The sequence below is a fragment of the Candidatus Poriferisodalis multihospitum genome (assembly GCF_028283155.1).
Taxonomy (GTDB): Bacteria; Actinomycetota; Acidimicrobiia; order Acidimicrobiales; family Poriferisodalaceae; genus Poriferisodalis; species Poriferisodalis multihospitum.
This window is the reverse complement of sequence record NZ_JAPYOK010000091.1, coordinates 1-21,895: the sequence shown is the minus strand read 5'-3', so window position 1 is coordinate 21,895 and position 21,895 is coordinate 1. Positions and strand designations below refer to the sequence as shown.

The 21,895-nt window shown below is 64.9% G+C and carries 14 protein-coding genes and 1 pseudogene; 5 read left to right on the top strand and 10 right to left on the bottom strand.

The window, feature by feature from the left end; translation table 11 throughout:
- Positions 1-189: 189 nt before the first annotated feature.
- From VI480_RS09360 to VI480_RS09345, 4 genes are all read right to left on the bottom strand, one after another.
- On the bottom strand, positions 190-3,192 hold the full coding sequence (locus VI480_RS09360; RefSeq protein WP_323672566.1) for a DEAD/DEAH box helicase: 3,003 nt from the start codon (positions 3,190-3,192) through the stop codon (positions 190-192).
- Positions 3,164-4,570, bottom strand: coding sequence for an ATP-binding protein (locus VI480_RS09355; protein ID WP_323672565.1), 1,407 nt, complete (start codon positions 4,568-4,570; stop codon positions 3,164-3,166). The genes VI480_RS09360 and VI480_RS09355 overlap by 29 nt, the downstream gene beginning before the upstream one ends.
- On the bottom strand, positions 4,567-6,942 hold the full coding sequence (locus VI480_RS09350; protein WP_323672564.1) for a TerB N-terminal domain-containing protein: 2,376 nt from the start codon (positions 6,940-6,942) through the stop codon (positions 4,567-4,569). The genes VI480_RS09355 and VI480_RS09350 overlap by 4 nt, the downstream gene beginning before the upstream one ends.
- A 275-nt stretch (positions 6,943-7,217) precedes the next feature.
- Complete coding sequence (locus VI480_RS09345) at positions 7,218-9,599, bottom strand: CoA transferase (protein ID WP_323672563.1); 2,382 nt, start codon at positions 9,597-9,599, stop codon at positions 7,218-7,220.
- Positions 9,600-9,717: 118 nt separating this feature from the next.
- Here VI480_RS09345 and VI480_RS09340 point away from each other — a divergent pair.
- A pseudogene (locus VI480_RS09340) lies at positions 9,718-10,614 on the top strand (MFS transporter); the annotation flags it as partial.
- A gap of 203 nt (positions 10,615-10,817) precedes the next feature.
- Here the strand turns inward: VI480_RS09340 and VI480_RS09335 are convergent.
- Positions 10,818-13,088, bottom strand: a complete 2,271-nt coding sequence (locus VI480_RS09335) for a xanthine dehydrogenase family protein molybdopterin-binding subunit (RefSeq protein WP_323672562.1) — start codon at positions 13,086-13,088, stop codon at positions 10,818-10,820.
- Positions 13,089-13,168: 80 nt separating this feature from the next.
- Positions 13,169-14,866: an NAD(P)/FAD-dependent oxidoreductase gene (locus VI480_RS09330; RefSeq protein WP_323672561.1), complete on the bottom strand. Its 1,698-nt coding sequence runs from the start codon at positions 14,864-14,866 to the stop codon at positions 13,169-13,171.
- A gap of 120 nt (positions 14,867-14,986) precedes the next feature.
- Between VI480_RS09330 and VI480_RS09325 the strand changes: the two genes are divergently transcribed.
- Entirely contained in the window at positions 14,987-16,018 is a 1,032-nt protein-coding gene (locus VI480_RS09325) for an LLM class flavin-dependent oxidoreductase (protein WP_323672560.1), read from the top strand.
- A gap of 9 nt (positions 16,019-16,027) precedes the next feature.
- Here the strand turns inward: VI480_RS09325 and VI480_RS09320 are convergent, their stop codons facing one another.
- Complete coding sequence (locus VI480_RS09320; RefSeq protein WP_323672559.1) at positions 16,028-16,915, bottom strand: gamma-glutamyl-gamma-aminobutyrate hydrolase family protein; 888 nt, start codon at positions 16,913-16,915, stop codon at positions 16,028-16,030.
- Positions 16,916-17,093: 178 nt separating this feature from the next.
- Here VI480_RS09320 and VI480_RS09315 point away from each other — a divergent pair, with 178 nt between their 5' ends.
- Positions 17,094-18,281 carry a hypothetical protein gene (locus VI480_RS09315; protein WP_323672558.1) on the top strand — a complete coding sequence of 396 codons (1,188 nt, stop codon included), beginning with the start codon at positions 17,094-17,096 and terminating at the stop codon, positions 18,279-18,281.
- A gap of 49 nt (positions 18,282-18,330) precedes the next feature.
- Here VI480_RS09315 and VI480_RS09310 read toward each other — a convergent pair whose 3' ends face one another.
- From VI480_RS09310 to VI480_RS09300, 3 genes are all read right to left on the bottom strand, one after another.
- Positions 18,331-18,849: a hypothetical protein gene (locus VI480_RS09310; RefSeq protein WP_323672557.1), complete on the bottom strand. Its 519-nt coding sequence runs from the start codon at positions 18,847-18,849 to the stop codon at positions 18,331-18,333.
- 2 nt (positions 18,850-18,851) lie between these two features.
- Positions 18,852-19,118 carry a hypothetical protein gene (locus VI480_RS09305; protein ID WP_323672556.1) on the bottom strand — a complete coding sequence of 89 codons (267 nt, stop codon included), beginning with the start codon at positions 19,116-19,118 and terminating at the stop codon, positions 18,852-18,854.
- 154 nt (positions 19,119-19,272) lie between these two features.
- On the bottom strand, positions 19,273-20,316 hold the full coding sequence (locus VI480_RS09300; RefSeq protein ID WP_323672555.1) for a hypothetical protein: 1,044 nt from the start codon (positions 20,314-20,316) through the stop codon (positions 19,273-19,275).
- Between the two features lie 166 nt (positions 20,317-20,482).
- Between VI480_RS09300 and VI480_RS09295 the strand changes: the two genes are divergently transcribed.
- On the top strand, positions 20,483-20,815 hold the full coding sequence (locus tag VI480_RS09295) for a type II toxin-antitoxin system RelE/ParE family toxin (protein ID WP_323672554.1): 333 nt from the start codon (positions 20,483-20,485) through the stop codon (positions 20,813-20,815).
- 25 nt (positions 20,816-20,840) lie between these two features.
- Positions 20,841-21,895: ImmA/IrrE family metallo-endopeptidase (locus VI480_RS09290; RefSeq protein WP_323672553.1), on the top strand; the 1,055-nt coding region annotated here is incomplete at its 3' end.

Below are 21,895 nucleotides of genomic sequence, written 5' to 3'. Positions count from 1 at the left end.
GCCGCCGAGCGCGTAAACCATGGAACCTACAACTCCTAGGAACATTAACCTACAGTTAATGGCAGATCTAGCCCACAGTTTCTGGAGCGCTTTTGCTCGGCTGCGATTCAGTCCGCTGCTTTCGAGGGGTCAAGTCATGGGGACGCCCATGTAGCAGTTGACCTAGCCGTCCGCTGGCACGTTGTATTTCTAGCGCAGTCTCGACTTGCCTGAGGGTGCTATCGACGGATGGCGCTGCGGCCACACAGTGGGGTTACAGCCGATGCTCGCCAGCGAGCTGCGACCGGTGGCGGACGTCGTACGCAGATACGTAGCCAACAACGCGGCAGTCGCTCGGGCATCAGCGAGGGCGTCGTGTGCAGCAGCAACTTCAATGCCGTGACGACTACAACAGTCGGCGAGCTTCCGGGGCGAGGCGTAGGGCTCAACGAGTTCACTGAGCTGCAGCGTGCACAGTGAGGGCCAGGCTCGGATGTCAAAGTCGGCGCGGTCAAACTCAGCAGTGAGAAACCTCATATCGAACGCAAGGTTGTGCGCTACGAGAACGGCGCCACGGAGCTGAAGTAGCGCGTCGCCGACCACTTCTTGAAACACGGGTGCGTCGATGATGTCACGGTCTGTAATGCCGTGGACATCGGTTGCACCGATGTCGCGTAGTGGGTTGATGAGCGTCGACCACTCGGACAAGACGGTTCCGTCGCCACGCACGCGCACTGCTGCGATCTCGACGATTCGGTCCCCCAGGCGCGGGCTGAATCCAGTCGTCTCAAGGTCAACCACGCAGTACTCCTGATCGAGGGAGTCTTCAACGTGCCGTAACGACGTTGACGCCTTGTCGTATGCAGGCCGACTCGTTGATTCAGCAAGGCTGCTAGCGACACGAGTCAGCAGCTCCCAGCCGGCTGATACGTCTAGCTGTCGTGCGCCTGCGGCTTCGGCCGCCATCGCCGCATCGAGCACCCAGTCCCACTTTTCGATGGCGCTGTTCTGGATCTCTGCAGCTAGCTCTTCGGGCTTCGGGGTGCTCGCTTCGAGAAGTTCGTCGAGCGAATCGGCGAGTTCGTTCGCGCGAGTCCGAGCTACCCGAATGACGGGCCCATCGATGCTTGTCTCCAATCCGTGCTTCTGAAGTGCCATCGCTGCGGTGAACAGGGAGCGATCACCCATCCACGGAAGCAGCAGCAGATCAGATCCGTCGACCAGCAAGGAAGAATCGCGCAAGCCGAGCCGGTGAAACGCAGCCCGGCCCTGGGCCAGCAGCTCCCGGGCTGTTGAGCTGAGCCATTCTGGTACATCGCTGGACTTGTAAATCGAGAGCATTTCCGCTCGTACCTTGTCCGATACCGAAATGCCGCCTCCGGGGAAGCTCGGCGGGATGCCCCCGCTGGACCGCTCGAGTTCGACGACACGAGCATCTGGGTCGATGCTGAGCACTCTCCAGCGCCGCCCCGCAAAAATGAGCAAGAGTCCCTCATAGAGTGGATGGTCGATTGGGATCGTGCCAAGGGTCTTGCCGCCCGTGACCAAGCGCCACTCTGATGCCGTTTGAAATGCTGTGTAGAAGCTGTAGTGGTTGACGAAGCGCTCCCCGGCGACGCCGTGCAATAGCAACCCGTCGGAAGCCTGAGACAAAAGATCGTGTCTTGCCATGGATCGGAGCAAGCCAGCAAATCGCGCTTGGTCCACTTGTTCGAACGGACCTGCGTCACACAGGGCCCGGTGGATCTCGACCGCCCTTGCGCCGCCGTGTTGTGCCAGGACGGACAAGACCTGCTGGATGAGCGTCGAATAATTCAACCCTGGATCAGCCGGCGATTCGAGCCACCCGTCGAGCATGAGCCTGACCATCGCTGCGGTCTGTACGAGGGAGCAACGCAATTCATCGATCACACTTGATCGATCATCTATCGGGGCTTCGCTGACGTAGAGACGCAGGATCGAAGCTTCGTCGTCGCGGCGTCCCGAGCGACCGAGCCGTTGACGGAGAGCCGCCACCGACGGCGGCGCGCCCACCTGAGCGATGCTGGCAACCGAACCGATGTCGATGCCCATCTCAAGCGTTGAGGTGCAAATGGCGGTCGTGCAACGAGTGGAGTCCCTCAGCAGCTCCTCAACGTCCTCGCGTAGTTCTTTTGAGAGATTGCCGTGATGTGGCCAGAATTCGTTCGGAAGCCGCTCACGCTCGCTGCGGCGGCGAAGTAAGTCTGCATAGATCTCAACATCGCTGCGCGCATTGGCGAACACCAGATTGTCTTGACTTCGGAGTGCCTGAAACAGGTGAGCCGCAATCGCTATCCGGTCTCCAGACAAGGTTTCTTCGACGGGGACTTCCTGACCTGCTTCTTCTAGAACCACAGCTTCGGATTGAGGAATCGCTGGCGGCGTGGAGACGTAGCCACGAAGCTGCAACTGGATTGCGGCTCCGTCATCGTCACAGTCGATGACTTCGACACACTCTGGCTCGGCGGGCCTCAGGAACTTGACTGCCTGAGTCATGTCACCGAGAGTCGCCGAGAGGCCGATCCGGGGTGGACGCCTCCGGATTGCGAGTGCGACACGGTGTAGGAGAGACTGCAGTTGGGCGCCACGCGGCGTGGCGATGAACGAATGCAGCTCGTCGATCACCACATAGCGCAAGCCAGTGAACAGGGCGGGAATGGCCGTCCCTCGATTCACAAAGAGCGCTTCCAACGACTCGGGCGTGATCAGCAGGACTCCGGATGGCTCCCTCAGCAGACGCTGTTTCGATGACCCAGCGACATCGCCGTGCCAACGATGAACCGGGATTTCGGCGCACTCACAAAGTTGGTCTAGACGGTCGTACTGATCGTTGATCAGCGCCTTTAGTGGCGAGACATAGAGAACCTGGACGCCTGTCGCTGACTGGATTGGTTGTGGCTTCCAAGGATCATGCCAGGTCCATGGATCGTGCCGCTCCTGCTCGCTTTCCTCTGTCGCTCTGACAAGAGCCGAGAGGATCGGCAAGAAAGCGGCCTCGGTCTTGCCTGCAGCCGTCGCCGCGGCGATGACGATGTCGCGCTCACCCGCGAGGATCGGCTCAATCGCTCGTTCTTGAGCTTCACGCAGTGACGTCCAGCTTCGGTCGTAGATCCAACGCTGCAGCCTGGGGTGAAGGCGTTCAAACGCAGAAGACGCCCGTTGATTAGAGCTTGAGGTTGGTGAGTTCGTCATCGCTGCTGGTCACGATCGGTCGCACCGGGCGGATCGGCGGGCGAGTCTCCTCAGGTGAGCCCGAGGGCGGGCCGGATACCAACTCGGGGCTGTCTTCGTCGATCGGCTCAAGGTCGGGATTGAACTCGGCCGGAACCTCGACTCGCTTGACCAGGTCGGACCACTCAACGTCGGGATTTTGCTCGAGCACGGCGAGCAAGTTAACGAACTCCTTGATCGTGTTTCTGGGGGTCCGAAAGTACGCGTCGCCTACTCTTGAAGCACAGTGATTCATGAACGCTTCGAGGGCATCGTCGGGCACTAGGTAACGAGACGGCTCACCGCTGGCAAACACGTGTCGCAGCTTGCCGAGCAACACGTACATGTCTTCCGGTGAGAGGTTCGCAAGGCGAAGCACAGGCCCAGAGAAGTCAACGAGGCCACCAGCCGCGAACGTGTTCTCCGCGAGCCGGGATTGCAACGCAGCGTATGAGTACATGCCGCGGCGCGTGTCCAACAGCATGTCTGGGGTGCCGCCCATCACGAATCCGAGGCCGTCGGCTGAACCTTGCAAGCAGTCGTTCAGAATGCGCAACACCTGCTCATAGTTGGAGTTGCGAGCCTTTGTGTTGGACAGCTTGTAGAGGTTCACCATCTCGTCTAGGCACACGAGCACGCCGGAGAAGCCCGCCATTCGGACGAAGCGTGCGAACAGCTTCAGTTGGTCGTAAAAGTTCCCGTCATCGACGATCGTGCGCACGCCCAGCGCTGCGCGAGCGTCGGTACGGGTGGAGAACTCGCCTCGCAACCATCGGACCACATCGGCGCTCAACTGCTCGCTGCCGTTCTCATGGGCCCTCCAATAGGCGGCGATGATCTCCGCAAAGTCGTATCCGCCGGTCATTTCCTGCAAGTGGGCGAGCCGTTCACGGATTACAGCTTCCGGGCTCACATCGCGTGCACGGGCGAGCCTGAGGCTCTCGCTGATGAAGCGTTCAACCACTGATGGCATCGCACCTCCGTCAGATTTCGCACGTGTCGAGAGGTTGCGCATGAGTTCCGAGTACAGACTTCGGGCTTGGCCGCCTGTCGCATGCAGGCGGCGGTCGGGCGACAGATCGGCATGGATGGTGACGAGCTTGCGCTCAAGAGCGATTGAGCGCACCAAGTTCAAGAAGAACGATTTGCCTGCGCCATATTCCCCGATGACGAACCGGATGGCAGAGCCGCCGTCGGCGACTCGATCAATGTCAGTCACAAGTGCCGAGACCTCGTTGGCGCGTCCAACCTGAATGTGCTGTTGGCCGATGCGCGGCACTACTCCGGCTCGTAGGGATTGGATAACCGCATCGCGTTCGCGCGGGCGAATTCGATCAGCTGTGGGGTTCGCTGATGTCACAGCACCTCCTCGAGGGCGTACGGGTTGATTTCGAGCGGGTCGTCACCGTCGATCAGCGGTTCGCCGCAAAGGTCAATAGCGGCCTCATTGATGACGTCGAGAGCACCATCGAGGAGCGGCAGGCCCAAAGAGGCAGCCAGTTCTTCGACCTCAAAACGGAGCCATTCGGTTTGCTGCGTCAGCGCTGTGGCTAGCTCTGAATGGGCATCGTCAAGCCCGTCGATACCCGGCACCGGCGACAGATCAGAAGGCGGTTCATCTAGCGGCTCCGGCGAACCGATCGACGCGCCATGCGGGTGCGCTGGCGGGATCTCGTCGTCGGCAAATATGTCGGTCAGCAGGGCAGCAACGTGTGCAGTCTCCGCTAGGCGAGCTTGCACTTTGGCGTGGTCGAGTCGAATCGCGCTGGATTGACGGTCCGCTGCAGGCTCTGGGATGGCCCAGCGCGTCGTCCGTGACGACTCGCGTACGGTCACTGGGCCTGGATCGCCGGTGGCGAGTGCATGCACTTGGCTGTAGACGTCCGTCTCGTCCAACTCGAGCAAGCGGAAGATCTTGGTGATGGTCGAGATCTCTTCGGGACTGACCACGCCGTCCGCTGCAGCGATGTCGATGAGGAACCTGCCAACGGCGGTTCGCTCGTTGCTGGAGAGAGCTTCGACCTTCCTCTTCAGCCCAGCCATGCTGGGCTTGCTTGCGGCGAGCAACACGAAGTGGGCTTCCAATCGAGCATGTTCAGATGCGTCGAGTCCGAGCACTTGCTCGATGTGCTCAGCGAGGTGATGTTGCTCGGCGGGACTAAGGGTGCCGTCGGCGGCCGCGACCAAGGCAGCCAGATGCACTAGTGACACCGCGGCCGTGTACGCGGTGGAAGGCGCAGCAGACGATCCATCAGGCAGAGGGAACAACACAACCGTGGAGCCAGGCTTGGGCGTTGAGGCCCCGAATCGAACGTCGGGCTCCAGTCCGACGCCTAGCTTCGCCAGCAGAGACGCCAACGAGGCTGCGTCCCGTTTCGTGAGCTTCTCCTCGCGGCCAGGCGACCAAAGCTGTATGAGCTCGTCCAGCGACACTGAGGCGAATGAATCCTCAGCGAGAGCTGATGCGACCCAGTCGCTCATTCTCTGAACCAAGGGACCACCGTGGGTCGCGAGCAACGCCTCGGGTAGCAACGACACCGCTAAAGCACTCGCGGAGTCTTCCGGTCGTCGCCCGAGAAAGCGGCTCAGTGCATCCAATTCATCCATGCATTCCGCGCCAAGATCCTTCAGCTTGTTGAGCGGACCCACTACAGATGCAATATCGGGCACATCCGATTGAGCTGAAACCGTGCCTCCGAAACCGGCAGATGCCGGGTAGTAGGAGAAGCTGATTTTGCGGGCAGGCGGGCGCATCTTGATGCCGTTGGGGTGTCGCTCCCGATAGCGGATGCGGAATAGCTCGTCGAAATGAGACTCACATCGATGGGCCGCGGTCCGGAGGCCGTTCTCAGGGTGGTAGCGCAAGTAGCTCAGTGCCCAATCCACCGGAAGTGGGGTGCCTGCCGCAGCGAGTCGACCAAGGCCGAGGCGAAGCGCGCTTGGTATCTCCCAGCTTCGAGAGTCAGGATCCCAAGGCACCGGCTCCACGTCACCCTCCAACGACTTCATGGCGACGATGAGGTCGAGAAAGCTCGTCGCGTACCCCCGGAAGGAACGGTTGTTGGCATAGATGTCAAGCAGCCGCTGGACCTCTGCTTCTAGCTCGTCGATCTCGGGGTCGTTCGAGTCCTCGGCAAGGTCTACGAGAAGCCGGCGTTCGAGTCCGTAGAAGAACAGGAACACGTACCCGATGTACGCCGACGGATCGCGGCGCCCGTCCATGAGCCAGCTCAAGTAGGCACTGCGTGCCTCGGGTGCGCTGGTGTCATAGGACGGCCAGTAGCCCATGGTTGAACCAGACCGATCCGGCCGCCTCCAGCCGACTCGCAGGGAGCGATCAATGAGACACGGCTCAGTGATTTCGTAGCCGGCGGCTCGCGCGCGGCTACCGATGTACACCATGCCGCCGTGGACCTTGCGTCCATCCACCTCAAAGGTGGCGTCCGCGGGCACCCACGTAGCGACACCGCGCCGGGGTCGGACAAGAGTTGTCTTCGCTGGCGCGTGTGACTGCTGTTCTGTCGAAGCTGCTCGCTCAACTCGCGGTGGCGGCACCGAACGCGGCGTTTGCGACAAACCTCGGCTTAACGGTTGCGCAGGCGCGGGTGCCGGTCTCGGGCGGTCGGGGATACGTGGCTGATTGGGCGAAGGAGCGGGACTCGGGCGGTTGGGGGTCCGCTCTTGGTCTGATGGCGCGTCGCGCCGGTTCCTTCGCCTGAACAGACCTCTCATGGCTCCGATACCAGTCGTTCGTGGCCCGGCCCAGACCATTTGTCGGACTCAAGCCGCAGAATCCTTGCACATTCACTGCGTTGCAGTCAGCCCCGCTCATGCTTTTGTGCGAGTCGAGGCGCGTGGACACCCGATGGTGTGGATGGAGTCTTCACGAGACCATCGAGCGGCTCCAGAACTTCCACGGCCACGACCTGACGCCCGAGGTCACCACCACCGTCCAAGCCGCCGCTAGCGCCTGAGGCACCGCGCGAATGCGCCGCCTGCGAGCGCCCTCAATCGGTGTGAGCCGTGGCAGGTTCCTGAACGACGCCCCGAGTGATCAGGTCGCCCACGGCATCAGGCGCGTATCCCAAGACATCGGTCATGACTTCGACGGTGTGCTGGCCGAGCAGGGGTGCCGGGCGTCGCAGCCCATTGGGGCCGTCCCTTAAGCGCCACGGCACGCCGGGCACCACACGGTCGCCGGTGAGCGGGTGGTGAGGCCGCTCGAGCATCCCTCTGGCCTCGAAGTGGGGGTCGCCAGTCCACAGCTCGTGCGCTGCGAGCGAGGGAAAGGCGGTGACGCCGACCGCCTGCAGCTCGTCGGTGATCTGCCAGCGATCCCGCGTCTGCGTCCACGCCGAGATTGCGGCATCAAGCTCAGTCTCGTGCCGCTTGCGATCCGCAGCGCCGGCGAACTCCGGGCGGGTCGCGAGACCGGGGTCGACGACCGTGCACAGCGACTGCCACATGCGCTCGTCGGTGCAGGCAATGGCGACCCACTCATCGTCGCCTTGAGCCGGGTAGCAGTTGTGCGGCGACCAGATCGGGTCGTGGTTGCCGATCCGAGCAGGCGATCGGCCGTCGGTCACGTACTGCATCCAGCCTTCGCCGACCGTCGCCGCGACGGCTTCTGTCATCGCGACGTCGATCGTGGCGGCGATGCCGCTGTGACGGCGGGCGGACAGGGATGCCACCACCGCCCATGCAGCGGTGATGCCCGTGCATGGATCGCCGACGGCCACGCCGGTCTCGAGCGCGGAACCGTCCTCATAGCCGTTGGAGGCGTACAGGCCGGCGAACGCACCGCCCGCAGGCCCGTACGCCGCATATTCGGCACAGGGGCCGGTGCTTCCGTACCCGGACAGCGAGGCGATGACGATGTCGGGATTGATGGCGCGCAGTTGCTCGGCACCGAACCCGAGCCGATCCATGACGCCGACGCCGAAGTTGTCGACCGCGACGTCGCTGATGGCGACGAGCCGTGCGACAACCTCCGCGGCATCGGGGTGCGACAAGTCGATGCCGACACTGCGCTTGTCGCTGTTGTAGAGCTGGAACAGACCCGAGGTGTCATGCGCCGGCGGCGGGCTGTCGGGTGGGTTCAGCGGCAGCCGCCGGAACATGCACAGATGATCGGGAGACTCGAGCTTGATGACGTCGGCTCCGAGGTGGGCCAGGATCTGGGTGCAGAACGGACCGGCCCAGATCCACGTGAAGTCACAGACCCGCACTCCCTCCAGCGGGCGCCGCCCCCGGGTTGCCGCGGCGGCCTCGCCGTGATCTGCGCCGCCTGTGCGGTGCCGCCAGCCCTCGCCGTCGTGGGCTCCGGCGTCGGGTGCTTCGGCAGCCAGATGCCACCACGGCTGATCGATCTGGAACCCCGGTCCCGGCAGCTTCAACCCGTCGGGAGTGGTGGCGAAGAACCCGCGCTCGGCGAAGTGCTCGTTGGTTTCGAGCTGGGCCATCGTGTTCACCGGCGTCACGGCAATTCGGGCGGCCTGGGAGGCGTGGTAGATCTCGTCGGCCTGCTGGTCGGCGAACCACTCTGCGAGATACATGTTGAGGACGTCGGCGTTCTGGGTCCGGTCCGGCCCAGTGGCGAACACCTCGAGTGATGCCCACTCGGGGGAGCCCATGAGCTCCACGAAGGCCTCCCACTGGGATTGCTCGGGACAGATGAGCTGCAGCAGCCCGTCGGTGCATTGGAAGATCCGCCACGGCACCACCGTCCGGGTGCCGAGCCGGGAGGCCTCCACGCCCAGGAATGAGACCGTGGCAGGAGCGACTTCAGTCATCTTGGCCGCTGCTGCGACGGCGGCGAAGTCGATGTGCTCGCCTTGACCGCTGACGGCGGCTCGCTCGGTGGCCGCGAGGGCCACGATCGCGGCGACGCTGGCCACGTTGATGTTGGCGTGATGGCCCGGCGCTTTCAGGGGCGGGAGGTCGGGATCGGTGGCACCGCCCGGTGAGAGGTTTCCCCAACTGGAGGCGTGGATGACGTTGATCTCAGCCGCGTCGTAGTGCGCATATGGCCCGGTGAGCCCGAAGTGGGTGAAGGCAAGCACGACAAGCTGGCTGTTCTGCTGCCTCAGATCGGGCAGATCGCGGCGATCGTGGATCACCATGTCGGCACCGCCTATCAGCTCGTTGCTCAGTGACCAGACGGATCGCTTGTTGGAGTTCAGCCACCGGTGGACATCGTGGGGCCGCGACCGGACCGCGTCGTTGCCGTCCTCGACGCGTATGACGTCGGCACCCAGGTCGGCGAAGAGCTTCGCCGCCCAAGCGATTCCCACGCCTCCGGCAAGCTCCAGCACCCGCACATGAGACAGCCCGGCTTCGGGAACCGCAGGCGTCGGGCGGCGGGACGGCAGAGGAGCTTCTTCGGCCATGACTGCCCCCGTTCGTCGCGCGGCGATCGTAGGCGCGAGCGGCTGCGCCCTGGGCAGCAGTGCGATCGCCCGGACCCGTCCAGCGGCTGCGAAGTAGCGTGCAGGGGCTTATGGGGGGATGGCAGTGAACGGCGAGTGGCGCCGGGCGCTGCTCTATCTCGGCGGTTCGATGGGACCGCTCGGCACCTTCGTGATGCTGCCGATGATCCCCGAGCTCCGCGAGACCTATTCGGTCACGACCGCGCAGATCGGGTGGTCGCTGTGGTGTTACCTGCTGCCCTTCGCGGGGCTGTTGCTGGTGTCGGGCACGATCGCCGATCGCTGGGGTCGATCCCGGATACTCCGTCCGGCAATCGCCCTTTACGCCGTCGCCACGGCCGGGTGCGCCATCGCGCCGTCATACCTGTGGTTCCTGGTGGCTCGTGTCGCACAAGGCTCGATGAACGCGTTCATCACACCGCTGCTGCTGGCAGCGCTGACCGAGGCGGTGGCCGCATCCGGCGTCGGCCGGATCGTGGGCCGCTATGCCGCCGGTCAGGCGCTCGGCCAGCTGACCGCCCCGATACTGGGCGGCCTGAGCGCCGATGTGAACTGGCGGCTGGCGTTTCTGGCGACGGCCGTCGTGGGTGCCGCCATTGCGGCGCTGATGCCGAACCCCGCCGACGCAGGTACCGGTGCTGCCAGCCCGACTCAAACCCTTGGCGCACCTCCCCGTTTGCGTACTCTGATACGCCGCCCGGTGATGCTCTTGGCGGCCACGGCGCTGCTGAGCGCTCTCGGACCCATCGGTTCGCGGGTCCTGGTGAGCCTGAGCAGTCGCGATGTCATCGAACTGACGGGTTTCAGGACCGGTCTGTTGCTGTTCGCGGGCGGAGCGGCTGGCATGGCAGCGGCGCCGCTGTGGGGCATCGTGCTGGATCGCTGGGGAGGGCGCCAAGCCTCCACCGTCGCAATCGCCGTCTGCTCAGGGCTTGTCGCGCTCTTGCCCGCTGCCCGATCGGCTTGGACACTCGCCGTCATCTGGTTCGTCGCAGGTCGACCTTCGCCTACCTCGCCTCGGCGGGTATCGGTGTGCTGGCGGTTGTCACCGTGCTGGCCAGCGGGCTCAACACGCGCGAACACAGATGAGCGCGCGGCCGCGCTCGAGCCAAGGAGTCGCCCTGCGCTTCCCGCTCTAGCTCGCTGTGCTCGCGGCCCGCTCAGGCCCGGCTCAGCATCTCAGCTGTCCCGGAGACATCGCCAGACCCGTTCTGGAGTACAGGGGAGCTCGACGTGGCGCACACCGAGGTGCGCCAGCGCGTCGATGACGGCGTTGTGGACTGCCGGTGTGGCACCGATGGTGCCCGACTCGCCGATGCCCTTCGCGCCGAGCGGGTTGCGATCGGTCGGGGTCTCGAGCGGTATCCGCTCGAAGCTCGGCAGCTCTGCGGCTGACGCGATGGCGTAGTCCATGAAATTGCCGGTCAGCGGGTTGCCGTCGCCGTCGTAGACGAACACCTCGCCGAGCGCATGTGCGATCCCCGATGCGACCCCGCCGTGCACTTGGCCTTCCACGATCATCGGGTTCACGATCACGCCGGCGTCGTCGCATGTGACATGGCGCAGCGGTGTGACCTGGCCGGTGTCGCTGTCGACCTCCACCACCGAGAGCTGCACACCGAAGGGGAACGTGGCGGCCGGCGGCTGGAAGTCGCTCTCGGCGTGCAGCTCGCCGCCTTCGGAGCTGCTCACATGGGCGGCGATCTGAGCCCAGCCGAGTGACCTGGCGGGAGTGCCCACCACGGCGAATGTGCCCGCGTCGACGTCCAGCACGATGTCGGCGGGATCGGCCTCGAGCATTGCCGCGGCGGCCTGCCTGGCTTGCTCCACCACTGCCTGCGCTGCTTCGAAGACTGCCGCCCCGCCTGTCTGGAGCGAGCGGGAGCCGCCGGTGCCGCCGCCACGCTTGACCTCGTCGGTGTCCCCGTGGCGTACCTCGATCTGCTCGAACGCAATACCGGTGAGGTCGGCAGCGATCTGGGCGTACGCCGTGTGATGACCCTGGCCGTGATTGGACGAGCCGGTCAGCACCAGCGCCGATCCGTCGTCGCGGACCTCCAGGCTGCCGAACTCCGGGGCGCCCATCGGGTTCGAGATCTCCACGTACGCGCTCCAACCCAGTCCGAGCAGCTTCGCTGAGCCCGCCGAGCGGCGCCGTTCCTGTTCAGCCCGCAGGCCGGGATAGTCGGCAGCCTCCATCACGGCGTCGAGGGCCTTGGCGTACTCGCCGGAATCCATGTCGGCGCCTGTGGGGGTCTTGAACGGGAAGGCCTCGGGCGGGATGAAGTTGCGGCGTCGCAGTTCGCCGGGGTCCATCCCGATCTCGGCCGCGAACAGGTCCATCATTCGCTCGATCGCCAGCGCCGCCTCGGGGCGCCCGGCTCCCCGGTACGCGCCCACCGGCGCGGTGTTCGTGGTGACCGAGTTGGTGGACACCGCCACGTTCGGGATGTCGTACACGCCGCTCGCCATGGTGCGGACAAACATGGGCAGCAGCGACCCGATCATCGGGTAGGCGCCGGCGTCTTGCAGCGCGTCCACCTCGTATGCGGTCACGTTGCCGCCGCGGGTGCCGCCGAGACGTGCTGAATACGAGATTGCACGAGCGTGCGTGAAGCCGACCATGGCCTCCGAGCGTGTCTCCGCCCAGCGCACCGGGCGTTCGAGCCGGCAGGTGAGGCGGGCCACCACGAAGTCCTCGATGTACTGGGCGTTCTTGGCCCCGAAGCCGCCGCCGACATCGGGCGTGATGACGTGCACCTGGCTGGGCTCCAACCCGCAGAACGCGGAGATGGTGTCGCGGGTCTGATGCGGGAACTGGGTGCACGCCCAATAGGTGAGCCGTTGCGCGCTGGCGTCCCAGGAGGCAAGCGCAGTGCGCGGCTCGATGGGCGCCGCAGTCATCCGAGGGTTGTGAAATGCCAGCTCGACGACGACCTCGCAGTCGGCGAAGGGATCCTGCCCGTTCTGCGGGCTGGGCGGGATGGCGAATACCGTGTTGGTCTCGGCTTCGGGGAACAGCAGACGGTCATTGAGCGCGGCCTCGGCGGTGTCCACCAGCGCGTCGCGCGGTTCGTAGTCGGCATACACCAGCTCGGCGGCATCGGTCGCCTGGGACTGCGACTCGGCGACCACCACGGCATACGGCTCGCCCACATACCGCACCCGATCTGTCGCCAGCGGGGAGCGCAGCATCTGCTGATTGAGCATGGGCATGCGAGGCGGATCGGCGCTGAGCTCGAGATCGGCTGCCGTGAAGGCGCCCACCACGCCAGGCATCTGCTGTGCCTCGTGGAGCTGGATGGCCGTGATGTCGGCGTGGGCCATCGTCGATCGGACGAACACTGCGTGCAGTGCGCCTTCGCATTCGATGTCATCGACGTACGTGCCGCCGACGGTGAGGAGTTCTGGGTCTTCCTTCCGCTCCACGCGGGTGCCGAGCATGCTCATGGGCAGGGGGATCCTCCGGTTGGCGACGGCCGGAGGGTAATCAGCGCTGACCGGTCAAACGGCGTCCGGGCCGGATTGGCTCAGCCGACGCCGATGGCTGTGCGCTCGGTTGCGAACGAGACGCCCTCGTAGTCGTGATCGGCAATCTCGTCGATGCGGCGCTTGTACTTCGGGGCGCCGCCGTTGTACACGAGGTAACGGATGGTGCCCTTCTCGTGGCCGTCCACATTCGAGTTGTAGCCCGTGAACCAGCCTTGGGCCTTGCGCATCAGCATCATGCTGTACATGTCGATGACGTGATTGGTCCACTCGGCCTCGGCGTCTTCATCGGCCTCGAAGCGTGTGTAGCCGTGCTCCCAGATGTGATCCAGGATGCCGGTGACCCAGTCGACGCCGATCTCGATGCCCCGCGGGTAGTTGGTGGACGCTGAGCCGCTCTGCGGGCCGGCGATGGTCAGCAGGTTCGGGAACCCGTTGACCATCAGGCCGATGTAGGTGACCGGTCCGTCCTTCCACTTCTCCCTCAGCTTCAGTCCGCCGCTGCCTTGGAAGTCGATCCGGTCGAACGAGCCGGTGATGGCATCGAAGCCCGTGGCGTAGACGATGAGGTCGAATTCGCGGTGCCGCTCGGTGGTCTCGATGCCTGTCGGGGTGATCCTGGTGATCGGCGTGTCCGCGATGTCCACCAAGTCCACGTTCGGGCGGTTGTACGTCTCGTAGTACCTCGTCTCCAGCGGCACGCGTTGCACGCCGAAGCCGTGGTCCTTGGGGATCAGCTTGTCGGCGACGATCGGGTCGTCGACCCGCTCACGGATCTTGTCGGCGATGAATGCCGACAGCTCGGCGTTGGCCTCCTCATCGAAGAAGATCTCGCGGAAGTTGGCCATCCAGATGCCGAAGCCCGGTTCCCCGTACAGCTTCTCCCACATCGCGCGGCGCTCTTCGGGCGGCACGTTCCAGAAGCCGCGGCGGTCGGGCTCGTGCTCGAAGCCGCCGGGGGTGCGCGCACACTTGTCGAAGATCTGGTCGTAGCGAGCGCGGATGCCGGCCATCTCCTCGTCGGAGATCTCGCTGTTGTGCAGCGGCGCGCACCAGTTGGGCCGCCGCTGGAAGACCGTCAGGTGATCGGCCTGCTCGCCGATGGCGGCGATGGCCTGCACGCCGGTGGCGCCGGTGCCGATGACCGCCACCCGCTTGCCCTTGATCTCGACCGGTTCGGCGGGCCAGTGGTAGGTATGGAACGACGGGCCTTCGAACACGTCGGTGCCGTCGGCCTCGACGCCCTCGATGCGTGGGTAGGTCGGCGCGGACAGCAAGCCCAGCGCGGTCAGCAGGAAGCGGCAGCTCAGGTCACGGCCGTCACCCAAGTGCAGCCGCCAGACGCCGGCGTCGTCGTCGAAGTGCGCCGTCTCGACAGCGCAGTTGAACTGCATGTACTTGCGCAGGTCGAACTTGTCGGCGACGTAGTTGAGGTAGCGCAGGTTCTCGGGCTGGCCCGAGAAGCGCTCCTTCCAGTGCCACTCGTCGAGCAGCTCGTCGGAGAAGGAGTAGCCGTAGGTGTAGCTCTCCGAGTCGAAGCGGCAGCCGGGGTAGCGGTTCCAGAACCAGGTGCCGCCGAGATCGCTGCCCATCTCGAGCACGGTCGCGTGCACGCCCCGCTCGGCCAGCCGGTACATCTGGTAGATGCCGGCCACGCCTGCGCCGATGATGATGACCTCGTAGTCGGGCATGCCGTTGGCGCTGCCGTTCGAGGCTCCGTTAGACGCTGCAGCTGCCATGTCTGGTTCCCCCCAAGTGATCTGCCTCTCACAATAGTCGAACGCGTCTTAGGAAATTTTCGGGCTCTGTGGCGCGTGGGTCCTCAGCCCGGCTCTGCGGCGCCGTCGTAGTCTCCAGCCATGGCTCAACCACTGCGTTTCGGGGTCGTCCACGATCTGCGGAGCCCACCCGGCAGCGAGGTGTCGCTGCCCGAGATGTATGCGCAGGCGCTCGATCAGCTCGAGATGGCCGACGAGCTGGGTTTCGAGCTGGCCTGGTTCACCGAGCACCACTTCCTCGACGACGGCCACCTGCCGAACTTCGTGCCGGTGGCCGGGGCGGTGGCAGCGCGCACGTCGCGCATTCGCATCTCCACCGACATCCTGCTGGCGCCGTTCGTCCACCCGATCCGTCTGGCCGAGGACCTTGCGGTGCTCGACAACATCTCGGGCGGGCGCATCGAGCTCGGCATCGGCATGGGCTACGCGGCGCATGAGTTCCGTGGCTTCGGCATCCCGCAGTCGCGCCGGGTGTCGTTGACCGAGGAGCTGGTGCAGATCTTGCAGCTGGCGTGGCAGGGCGAGCCGTTCAGCTTCGAGGGCAAGCGCTGGCGCTTCGACGACCTGCTGGTGACCCCGGCGCCGGTGCAGCCCGGCGGGCCGCCGCTGTGGATCGCAGGAATGAGCCGCAATGCCGCCGTGCGAGCCGCCCGATTCGACACCCACCTGCTGCCTCAGGGCGCACCCGACATCGTGCTGGAACCCTGGCGTGATGAGCTGCGGGCGACAGGGCGTGATCCCGACGACTACCGGGTGGGCATCATCCGCTCGGTGTTCGTGACCGACGACCGCGAGGGCGCCTGGCAGCAGATCCGGGCCGCCGAGCGCTACCGGGCGGGCGTGTACGCCCGGCTCTTCGACGAGACGCCCGACGAGTTCACAGCGTTCGACCCGTCAAAGGGTGCGATTCCCCAGGGCTGGATCGTCGGCGATGAGGACCACTGCACGGCCGAGCTGATTGCGTTCATCAACCAGTACGGCGTGACTGACGTGTGCACATGGGGCGGCCCGCCCGGCCTGGCACCGTCGATCATGAACGATTCGCTCGAACGGCTTGCCCGAAACGTCATCCCGCGGGTACGCGAGATTGTCGAGGGTGCGGCTTCCGGCTGAGCTGCCCGATCAGGCCCCGCGGCCATGCCGGGGCTGGCGGTTCAGCGCCGGTGCCGCACAGGGCAATCGGCCGCTGGCGATGTCGACGAGCCAGCGGAAGCAGGGATCGGTCAGTGAACCGGTCATCAGCTCGGGGTGCCATTGCACGGCAAGAATCGGCAGATCGGTGTGCTCGATGCCCTCGATGATCCCGTCGGGGGAGTGAGCGGTAGCGACGTAGCCCTCCCCGAGCTGATCCACCGCTTGATGATGCAGTGAGTTCACCGCCACTTCGGGGCCGTACATCTGGCGCAGCTGGCTGCCTTCGACCGTGGCGACGGTGTGGGGTGTGGCGTCCGGTGGCCCGTCGGTGGCCGCGTGCTCGGGCAGGTGCTGGTGCAGGGTTCCGCCGGCTGCGATGTTGATGAGCTGGGGCCCCCGGCAGATGCCGAGCACGGGCAGGCCGGCGCCGACGGCGGCGTCGAGCAGTGCGATCTCGAATGCGTCACGCAGCGGCACATCGTCGTTGCGGACAGCGGGTGGCTTGCTCTGCTCGCCGTTGCTGCGAGCGAGCATCGGAACCGCTTCCACGGCGCCGCTCATGTCGTTGTCGAATCCGGCGGTGCGCTCGGCGAACGGGTCGATGCCGTCGTACACCTGCTCGTGCAGGCGATCGGCGTACAGGCAGGCGGCCACGTCTTCGCCGCCGGTGAGCAGCACGCCGTCGAGGCGCGGCACGACATCGGCCGGGTCGGCGTCGAGCGGCACATGCAGCGCGACGGCCCCCGCGGCGTGAACCGCCTGGGCGTAATGGGCGATGTACAGATCCACCTCGACGTCGACGAACACCGGCGGGAAGCCCCGGATGCGCGCGCCCGCACGGCGCCGTCCCGACAGTCCGATCAGCGGCTTGGGCACCGGGCCACCTTAGATGCGCGGATTCGTCCGTCCTCTGACGGGTTGTGTGCGGGTGGCGCCAAGTACGGTCGCGCGGGTGGAGGTGCCGTCCTCGCATCGCGGCGACGCTGGTGGGCCTCGAAGGCGTTGGTGGCTGGCCGCGGCCGTCGGAGGAGCGCTGCTTGTCGCTGCGGTCGCAGTGAGTTCACAGCTTGGATCGAGCCGCGACGCTGACGGCGCCGAATCTGCGGACTCTGGACCCGCAACGAGCGCCGATGAACTTCCGCCCGAAGAGGACGCCGAGCCCGTCGCGACGATTGTCAATGCAGAAGCACCGGAGGATTCGGAGCCGTCTGCATCAGGTGAGGAGCCAGCCGAGGCCGATGACGAGTCCGGCACCGAGCTGTCTGAAGCCTTCGGCGAACCGGAGCACCCCGTGTCGGGCGTGGAGCCATACGTCCCCAGCAGGGTTCGGCTCGACGAGCCCGGCCCGCCCGCTGACGTCTGCAGGGGAGCGCTTCCTGCTCAGCGGGTCCAGCTGCCCCTGCGCTTCGCCAGCACCAAACCCGAAGGCGTCGGTCATCTGTCGTGGTCGCCCGATTGCCGGCGCATGGTGTTCCGGGTCGGCAGCACCCTGTGGGTTGCGGACGGCGACGGCACCAGCGACCTGCCGTTCCTGACGGCTCAGCACGGCCTGAATGCCCCGGTGTGGTCGCTCGACAGCCAGTGGATTGCGTTCTCGCAGGGAGCAATCGTGGACGGTGAGCGGGCCAGCCACATCTACATGATCCTGCCCAACGGGCTGGGACTTGCTCAGATCACCCGCGGGAACGTATTGGATCAAGATCCCGCGTGGTCGCCCGACGAAGGCAGCGTTGTCTTCGCCCGGCGACTGCAGGTGACCGAGAACGACGGAAGCATCCGCTTCGAACACCGCATCGTGGTGGTGGATCTGTCGGACGGCGCCGAGCAAGTGGTTTCGGCGAGCACAGAGAGCTTGTCGGCGCCGTCGTGGTCGCCCGATGGCGCCGCCATCGCCTACCGGATCGGCGACGAGCTGAGAATGGTGCGGCTCGACGACCTGTCCGACTCAGTGCTGTTGGACAGCGTTGCCGGCGGCCGCGGCTCGTGGTCTCGCGATGGCTCCGCGATCGCGGCCATCAGCGAGTGGACGGCGAGCCGAGCAACCGTTGCCGTCCGCTCGCTACAGGATCCGGGAACCACCGAGCAGTACACGATCGCCGTGGACGGTCCCGCGCAGACCGCGTCGGATGGCCCGCCAACCCTGCGATGGAGCGAGACCGGTGAGCACTTGCTGTTTCACGCCACAGACCCACGCGGCAGCGCCTGGATCTACCGCCTTTCTGTGACGCAGTCCGGCAACTAGCCGTCGATTCGCATGAGGCTCCGACACAGCGGTTCCGTGGGGGTTCAGATCATCGGATGCTCTTGAACGACGGGAACAGCCTCAAGTGCTGTCTGGCCGCTCTGATGAAGGCGTCTGTGACAGGTTGGAGCTCGGAGAGATCGACGTCATTGACGCGCATGTCGGCCCATTCGGCACGGGGCCGCAGATCCCATCCTGAAGCGATTAGTGGCCCAGCCACTGATCGGGTTTGCTCGACGAGCAGTGCGTAGGCGTCGCCGACGGACCGAGACTCGATGGTGAGGATGGCGATGTACCGGTTCAGCGATCCTTGAACGCCGGAGAGAGCCCGGGATATGTCACTGCGTTCCTTGTCGTTCGCCCGGCGCCGCACGATGTACGGGTATTCGCGGTACTCCATGACGGCGGCCAGCGCTTCGCCAAAGAGGCGGCGCTGTCTGTCTTGTCGGGCTGTTCGGGCACCCTGCCATATTCCCAACAGCGCGACGCATGCGGAGACGGCGGCTGCGATGAGAATTGCTTCCCAGCGACCGATGCCCACTTCGGCCGCGCACAACGTCGGAGGCATCATCACGCTGCCTTGACGCCGTCAGCGTGCGGCACTTCGTCGCCGGGCCAGTGGCCGGTGATGCGCCAGAGGTGTTCCTTGACGAGATGCGCTGCGACTTGGCCCAAGAGTGCCATCAACCCGTCGTCGAATACCCAGCGGCGCTCCAGCGGGTCTCTCGGGTACCACATACACAGCGAGCCATCGTCATAGCGGTGCGGCGAATCTGCGGGACCGTCGACGAAGACGCGAGGATGTCGCGGCGAGGTGATCGGAAAATCGATGCGCACCTGTCGACGCTCACACCCCGGCGCGGCGACGGACCAGCGGTATCGCACTCCGCCGTGTCGGGCCCGACGCGGCACATGCAGCCCGACGACGTGTCGCCGCGCGTCGCCTTCGAATCGCAGACGGTCTGCGAATCGGCCGTACCACGGTCCTTGGCTACGCCATGGGTACACGACGGCCGCCGTAGGAACGAGTCGGCTTGATAGGCGTTTTGCTGACACCGGTGCCGGCCACGAGTGTGCCCGCCTTGGTGATGGACAACGAGCCGCCATCAGAAATCACCTGATGAACGGCGGCTACCTCTGGGGGGAGCGATGGTTGGATGAGCTTCCAGAAGATGCCAGTTGCAGCCAGTACATCGTGGACCTTCTCACTGTCGTCGCCAGCATCGATGGCCAGAGCGATGGCGTCTGCAACCTTTCGAAAGCGCTTCACTGCAAGGTTTCGGTCCGTGACCCTGATGGGTGCGCTTATGCCTGCGGGATCCTTCGTCAGGTGTCGTGCCAGCGATGAGGCGGCGTGTTCGTAGAAGCGCAGCAGTGCACGGTCGAGCGGCTCGGCCAACTCGATGCATTCCCATGCGAGCGCTGCGATATTGAACGAGCACACCGCCGGGTCGCTGAACTGCTTTGCCTGTGCTTTGGCCACTCTCACCACGTGCTGGCGCGTCTGCCGCAATGAGGGCCAGCCAGCAGTGAAGAGCTCGACGTGGCGCTCAGGATGGCTGGGATCCCAGCGATTCCGGTCGACGTTGGGAATCCACAGTCCGGGTGCCTCGACCCGATTGAGCGCGACCACGAGGTCCACGGTGGGGTCCTCGCCGGACTGAAGCGGCTGGTTGAATCGCAGGAGAAGACCGCGCTTCATAGTCTCGATGCGCAAGTCAGGGAACCGCTGGACCAACTGCGGGCGGATGCGTTGGCGGACGTCGTCGACCAGTCGGCGAGGCAGTTCCCCGCCGCCATCTGGCCCGAGGCTCGGATGTTTGCGGCGATCGATGACGAGACCGCCGTCGGCATCAGCGACCGGTCGGTTCGTGAATCTGGACGCGAGCGACCCTGACCGGTAAGTGCGCAGCGCATCCGGCTGGGTACTAGCCGCTGAGCGCACGGCATCAAGCCGATCACGTGCCTCGCTCAGCGACGACGGCTCGGCGGCAACGCACCTGCGGATGGTCTCAAGCGTTGTCAGTGCGTTCATGGTGCTATCTTTCTTGTCGATGGAGGTACACAAGTTGTATCACATAGAAATATACCTAATAGGTGTATCAATCTAGTGCGTAACTCTGCACCTCTCAGCTCTAGACCTGCTGCATCGCCCTCGTGCTCGCCGCGGACACGTCCGCCACACCCCCTAGGAGCGTTCCGTGGAAGTGCTGTTCGCGAAGCGCAAGCTGGAGCGACGGTTCAATTCGGAGACCGAAACGCGCAAGGCGTACGGCGAGCCGATGGCAAAGAAGATCGCGTTGCGGCTGCAGCAGATGAACGCCGCCCGTCACCTGGGCGATCTACGCGATCTTCCGGGGCGTTGGCACGAATTGACCGGCGATCTTCAGGGCTGTCTGGCGTGCGGTCTCACGGGGCCGCACCGCTTGATCTTTCGGCCCACCGAAGAGCCGCCACCACGCAGCGCGGACGGTGGCCTCGACTGGTCTGCTGTGGACAGCGTGACCGTCGTCCAGATCGACGACTACCACTGACCAAGACATCTAGGAGCACCGAGACATGGGGACCCGAACCGAAAACCGTTACACGTACGAGCCTGACATCGTCTACGCGCCAGGTGAGACGTTGATTGAGTGGCTTGACGAACATGGCATGACCCAAACCGATCTCGCCGCTCGGATGGGCCTGTCAGCCAAGCACGTCAACCAGATAGCGAAGGGCGCTGCACCGGTTACGACGGAGACGGCGTTGGGCCTCGAGCAAGTCACCCGAGTGCCCGCAGCATTCTGGAACAACTTGGAACTGAACTACCGCGCGCATCTCACCCGCTGTGCCGAGCTAGAGCGATTGGCGCAGGATGTCGACTGGCTGGACGAGCTGCCCGTTGCGGAACTCGTGAAGCGGGGATGGATCACCAAGGGGACCACCGGCGCAGAGCGTGTGCGAGAGGTCTGCTCGTTCTTCGGGGTCGCGAGCGTCGCAGTTTGGCGCGACATCTGGGAGCAGCCGGTCGCCGCTTACCGGGCCTCAAGGGCTTTCAGCAAGGATCCTGGCGCGGTAGCCGCGTGGTTGCGGATCGGAGAGATCGAGGGGTCCAAGCTCGAATGTGAGGGGTTCAGCAAGTCGGGTCTGCGGGCGTTGCTTCCCGAACTGCGCTCATTGACGAACGAGGCCGATCCAGCCGTCTGGGTGCCCGCGGTGCGAGAACGCTGCCGACACGTCGGGGTGGCGTTCGTAGTCGAGCCCGAGATTCGAGGAAGCCGGCTGAACGGTGCCACGCGGTGGCTCGGGCCGAACAAGGCCTTGGTTCAGATCAGCACTCGGCACAAGCGGCACGACATTGCTTGGTTCACGCTTTTCCACGAGATCGGGCATCTCCTGCTGCACTCAAAGAAGGAGACGTTCATCAACGACGGCGTCAGCATCGGCGCAGTCGAGCAGGAAGCCGATGCGTTTGCCTCCCGAGTTCTCATCCCACCTGAACAAGAGCCGGAGCTCGGGCATCTGAACTCCGCCGCGGACGCTACGCGTTTTGCCCACTTGATTGGCATTGGTCCAGGCATTGTCGTTGGGCGCCTGCAGCACATGGGCTGGTGGAAGCACTCCGAAGGCAA